Here is a 4,874-nt window from a genome sequence, read left to right as displayed (position 1 = left end):
TGTGCAGGCGGCGGGCGACCGGTGTCGGCGCCCGGCCGGCGAGGTGGTCGAGTTCGTCGGCGCGTTGGCGGAGCAGGCGGGCGTGGGTGTCGGTGCGGACGGTGTTCGCGCAGCCGGGGCGGCAGTCGTATTGGCGGGGCGCGTTGGCGCCGGGGTCCGGTTCGCACAGCGCGCTGTCGCGTTTGAAGGCGCAGATCAGCAGGGCGTCGGGGTTGTCGAACAGGACGATGCCGTCGCGGGCGAGGTAGGCGCGGGCCTTGGGGACGAATGTGCGCGGGACGATGCGGCCTTCGAATCGGGGAACGTGGGCGGCTGCGGTGATCGCTCGGCGGGAGGCGGGGCCGGAGATGCGTTCGCCGGCGGCGAGTTGGTCGCGCAGGCGGGCGGCGGTGTCGGCCGCGGCGAGCGCGGTCTCGACGTCGAGGACGGTGTGGATGCCGCCGCGGCTGCGGGAGCCGTAGCGGGCGGAGGTGCGGGCGTCCAGGACGGTGCGCATGTGGCCGTACTGGATGGCGAGGGCGACCAGGCCGCCAGGTCGGCGGGCGATGTGCCAGGCCAGGGTGCGGCGGAAGCGGTCGGTAGTGACGGGGCCGTGCGGGTCGTCGGGGACGCTCTGGCCCGCCAGGTCCTTGGTGGCGGCCTCGTGGTTGATCCAGGCCGTGAAGTCCTTGATCCGCGTGTTGAGGGTGCCGGTCTTCAGTGAGCCGGTGCGGCCCTGGGTGCAGTGGTGTGTACTGCTGAATAGGAGCTCGCCTTCGGGAACGGTTCTTTCCAGGACGCGGATGGCGTTGACGACCGGTGTGATCGCGACCCAGGGAATGGTGCGGGTTTCGCCAGCGGAGATGTGGTTGCCGTCGGAGTCGGTGACGTTCTTGAAGTGGCGGCTGTGGATCAGGTGGCGGCCGGGCGGGCTGTCGGCGGCAGGCTGGGGGTCGGGGCAGCAGCCGGAGCGCAGGTTCTGGATCTCTTGGGGGCGCATGCCGGTCAGGTAGAGGCATACGATCGCGGCCGCGGTGCCGAGGTGGCGCATCAGCTGCGGCACTTCGTGGAAGTCCATGCTCTCGCGCCAGGGCTGGCCGTCGAGACGGCCTTGGACGAGCACCCCGAGCGGGCATGGGCCCGGCGTTCGGTTCACGAGGGCCGCCAGGCCGTGCCGGAGCGTGAATCGTTCGACCTGACCGGTGCTGGCGCCGGTCAGCGCGGCGACGTACTGGTGCGATACGCACGTCTTGTGCGTGTCCGCCTTGGCGGGCAGGGGCTCATCGGCGCGAACCATCGGCAGCAGGTACTGCTCCAGTGCCGTCCAGGTGGCCGGGGTTGCCCGGTTCGCGGCGGCGAGGTCGACCATGCGGCCGCGCTCGGCCCAGGCGGCGAGGATGTCGTCGGCGAAGTCGTCGACGAAGCGGATCGCCCAGACCAGCAGCGGGCCGAGGACCTGCGGGTCCAGCGGCTCCGTCGTGTTCTCGACTCGGCCCCTGCCGGCGGCGGGAAGGAAGTCGTCCACCCCCTCCGTCTCCCAAGGAGGCTGCGCAATGCCGGTGGGTGCGGCGCTGAGCCCGTCGAAGGCCCACAGGTCGGTGAGGCGGCCGCATACGATCGCCGCGGTGGTGCGTGAGAGGTCGGCCAGGCGCTCGCCGATGAAGGAGCGCCACCACTCGGCGGTGCAGGCGCCGAGGTCTGTGACACCGTGCCGGTGCAGCCAGCGGGCGAGCCGCATCCACTCGTTGCAGGTGGAGTACATGTCGCTGCCGGAGGTGCGTGCTCTGGCCTGGACTCCCCGGTTGTGGAGGTAGGTGGGCCGGAGCCGGCCGTTGATCATTGTCCAGGCGATCAGCTTCAGCTGGTCGCGCAACGGCGACGGGCAGTTCCGCCAGAAGACGCGGTCCAGAGAGGACGCGGGGTTGTCGATCAGCGGGCCCATCGACCAGACGGGTTCCTGGTAGCGGGAGTTGGGGTGGGTGTTGCCCGGGCTGATCCACTGCGCCAGCACCACGGGGCAGTCGGGATGGGGCATGGGCAGAACGTACGGGTCGCTCGCGCGGTCGGCGGCGGCCCGGGCGGTGGTCACGGTCGGATCGTCCCTTTCAGTAGCAGCTCCACCAGGGCGCGGTCGTCGCCGTCCGCCTGGACGCGGGCGGCGTCCCAGGAGGCGTGGCCGATCCTGTCCCGCAGGTCATCGAGCCGGGCGGCGTGCTGGCTCCAGCCCGCCCGCCATGATGCAGTGGGCAAGACCGACCGCAGGCTCAGCAGTTCTTGCCGCAGGTGGGCCAGGCGCGCGTGGTGCCCCGGATGGACGTGGGCGTTGCGGCAGCCGAGGCAGAGCAGGAAGTCCGCCGCGCATCCGCCGGCCCCGTCCGGCCAGGGGTGTCGCCGCTTCGTGAAAACTGACCCCCAGGCGCTCTCCGAAAGTTGACCCCTCCCGAGTCTTGGAGGGTGCTGAAAGTGGAGGACTGGGCAGAGATACGCCGGCTGCATCGAGCGGAGGGCGTACCCATCAAGGAGATCTCGCGGCGGCTGGGGGTGGCCCGGAACACGGTGCGGGCCGCGTTGAACTCGGACCGGCCGCCGAAGTATGAACGGGCGCCGCGCGGGTCGGTGGCGGATGCGTATGAGCCGCAGATCCGGTTCCTGTTGAACGAGTGGCCCAGGATGCCGGCACCGGTGGTCGCCGAGCGGATCAGCTGGCCGCACTCGCTGTCGCCGCTGAAGAGGAAGCTGGCCCTGATCCGGCCCGAGTACGTGGGCATCGACCCGGTCGACCGGGTGACCTATGAACCGGGCGAGATCGCCCAGTGCGACCTGTGGTTCCCGGAGCCGAAGATGCCGGTCGCACCGGGGCAGGAGCGGGTGCTGCCGGTGCTGGTGATGACGCTCGGATTCTCCCGGTTCATGACCGCGGTGATGATCCCCTCACGGCAGGGCGGCGACATCCTGTCGGGGATGTGGGACCTGATCAGCGGCATCGGCCGGGTCACCAAGACACTGGTCTGGGACCGCGAGGCGGCGATCGGCGGGACCGGGCGGGTGACCGCGCCGGCAGCGGCGTTCGCCGGCACCCTGGCCACCCGGATTAAGCTCGCGCCGCCCCGCGACCCCGAATACAAGGGCCTGGTCGAGCGGAACAACCAGTACCTGGAGACCTCGTTCCTGCCCGGCCGGACGTTCGCCTCCCCGGCGGACTTCAACCAGCAGCTGGCCGAGTGGCTGGACAGGGCCAACGCCCGCACCGTCCGCTCGATCCAGGGCCGACCGGTCGACCTGCTGGAGACCGACTACCTGTCGATGATCCCGCTGCCGCCCCTCGACCCGCCGATGGGACTCAACCAGCGGGTCCGCCTCGGCCGCGACTACTACGTCCGCGTCGACACCGTCGACTACTCGGTCGACCCGCAGGCCATCGGCCGGTTCGTCGACGTCACCGCCTCCCCGCACGAGGTGACGGTGTTCTGCGACGGCCAGCTCGTCGCCCACCACCAGCGGTCCTGGGCGAAGCAGATCGTGGTCACCGACCCCGTCCATGCCGCGACCGCCCAGCGCATGCGCCAGGCGCTGGCCCTGGACCGGCAGAAGCGCCAGGCCGCGACCAGGCACCACGCCGACGGACACGCCGTCGCGCTGCGGGCACTGCCCGACTACGACGCCCTGTTCGGCGTCGACTTCGACCCTTCGAGCACGAGAGCGAGCAACGAATGACCACCGCCACCAAGGCGAAGGCCGGGACCGGCACGGCGACGAAGGACGGCCTGCCGTCCATGATCGCCTACCTGACGAGGGTCCTGAAGACCCCCACGATCGGCGCGTTCTGGGAGGAGCTCGCCGAGCAGGCGAGGGACGAGAACTGGTCCCACGAGGAGTACTTGGCCGCGCTGCTGCAGCGGCAGGTCGCCGACCGGGAGTCCAAGGGCACCGTGATGCGGATCCGCACCGCCCACTTCCCGCAGGTCAAGACGCTGGAGGACTTCAACCTCGACCACCTGCCGTCGCTGCGGCGCGATGTCCTCGCGCACCTGGCGACCGGCACTTTCGTCGCGAAGGCGGAAAACGTGATCCTGCTCGGCCCGCCCGGGATCGGCAAGACCCACCTGGCCATCGGCCTGGGGGTCAAGGCCGCCCACGCCGGCTACTCGGTCCTGTTCGACACCGCCAGCAACTGGATCGCCCGGCTCCAGGGGGCCCACCAGGCCGGGCGTCTGGACGCCGAGTTGAAGAAGATCCGCCGCTACAAGTTGATCATCATCGACGAGGTGGGCTACATCCCCTTCGACCAGGACGCCGCGAACCTGTTCTTCCAGCTCATCGCGTCCCGCTACGAACAGGGCTCCGTGATGGTCACCTCGAACCTGCCCTTCGGACGGTGGGGAGAGACCTTCTCCGACGACGTCGTGGCCGCCGCGATGATCGACCGCCTGGTCCACCACGCCGAGGTCCTCACCCTCACCGGCGACTCCTACCGCACCCGCCAGCGGCGCGAGCTCCTCGCCAAGGAGAACCGCGCCACCCGCGACTGAACGCTGCGGGGCCTACATCCTGGAGGCGTTCTCGCGCCACCAGGCGACATCCCGCTCCAGATTTTCCAGGGCTTCACGCCTCTGCTCGATGTGGTCGGTGAACTCGGCCGGCAGCCTGACTCCATGGTCGAGGACGTAGTGGGCGAGCCCTTCCGGCCAGAGGTAGTAGCCGTCGGTGAGGTCACGGGACCCGTTGGAGCGTGCACACAGCCGGCACCTCGATGAACCCATCCACTCCCTGAAGTCAACGCCGTTGCGTTTGGGTCTTGAGCTGCACGTCAAGCCCTGCTGAATGACGCAACGGGACGTCCTGATAGATCAACTTGTGCTGAGCAAGACGATCACCGGGAGTCCCGTTGCAGGAGA

The 4,874-nt window shown here is 69.9% G+C and carries 5 protein-coding genes; 2 read left to right on the top strand and 3 right to left on the bottom strand.

Features of this window, described 5'->3' with window-relative positions:
• Together KV557_RS43895 and KV557_RS41310 are read right to left on the bottom strand one after the other, a co-directional pair.
• Positions 1-2,068 (bottom strand): integrase (locus KV557_RS43895; protein ID WP_308130317.1); only part of this gene is annotated, 2,068 nt, incomplete at its 3' end.
• On the bottom strand, positions 2,065-2,229 hold the full coding sequence (locus tag KV557_RS41310; protein ID WP_218207259.1) for a hypothetical protein: 165 nt from the start codon (positions 2,227-2,229) through the stop codon (positions 2,065-2,067). The genes KV557_RS43895 and KV557_RS41310, both read right to left, overlap by 4 nt.
• A gap of 204 nt (positions 2,230-2,433) precedes the next feature.
• On the opposite strand from KV557_RS41310, the gene istA reads away from it, so the two are divergent.
• Both istA and istB read left to right on the top strand, forming a co-directional pair.
• Positions 2,434-3,693, top strand: a complete 1,260-nt coding sequence (gene istA, locus KV557_RS41305; RefSeq protein ID WP_218207258.1) for an IS21 family transposase — start codon at positions 2,434-2,436, stop codon at positions 3,691-3,693.
• Positions 3,690-4,508, top strand: a complete 819-nt coding sequence (istB, locus tag KV557_RS41300) for an IS21-like element helper ATPase IstB (protein ID WP_218207257.1) — start codon at positions 3,690-3,692, stop codon at positions 4,506-4,508. The genes istA and istB overlap by 4 nt, the downstream gene beginning before the upstream one ends.
• A 12-nt stretch (positions 4,509-4,520) precedes the next feature.
• On the opposite strand, the gene KV557_RS41295 is transcribed toward istB, so the two are convergent.
• Positions 4,521-4,739 carry a hypothetical protein gene (locus tag KV557_RS41295; protein ID WP_218207256.1) on the bottom strand — a complete coding sequence of 73 codons (219 nt, stop codon included), beginning with the start codon at positions 4,737-4,739 and terminating at the stop codon, positions 4,521-4,523.
• Positions 4,740-4,874 lie beyond the last annotated feature (135 nt).

The sequence above is a fragment of the Kitasatospora aureofaciens genome, from assembly GCF_019192735.1.
In the GTDB taxonomy this organism is placed as follows: domain Bacteria; phylum Actinomycetota; class Actinomycetes; order Streptomycetales; family Streptomycetaceae; genus Kitasatospora; species Kitasatospora aureofaciens_A.
The sequence above is the reverse complement of the archived record's forward strand: the minus strand, read 5'-3'. Positions and strand labels throughout refer to the sequence as shown.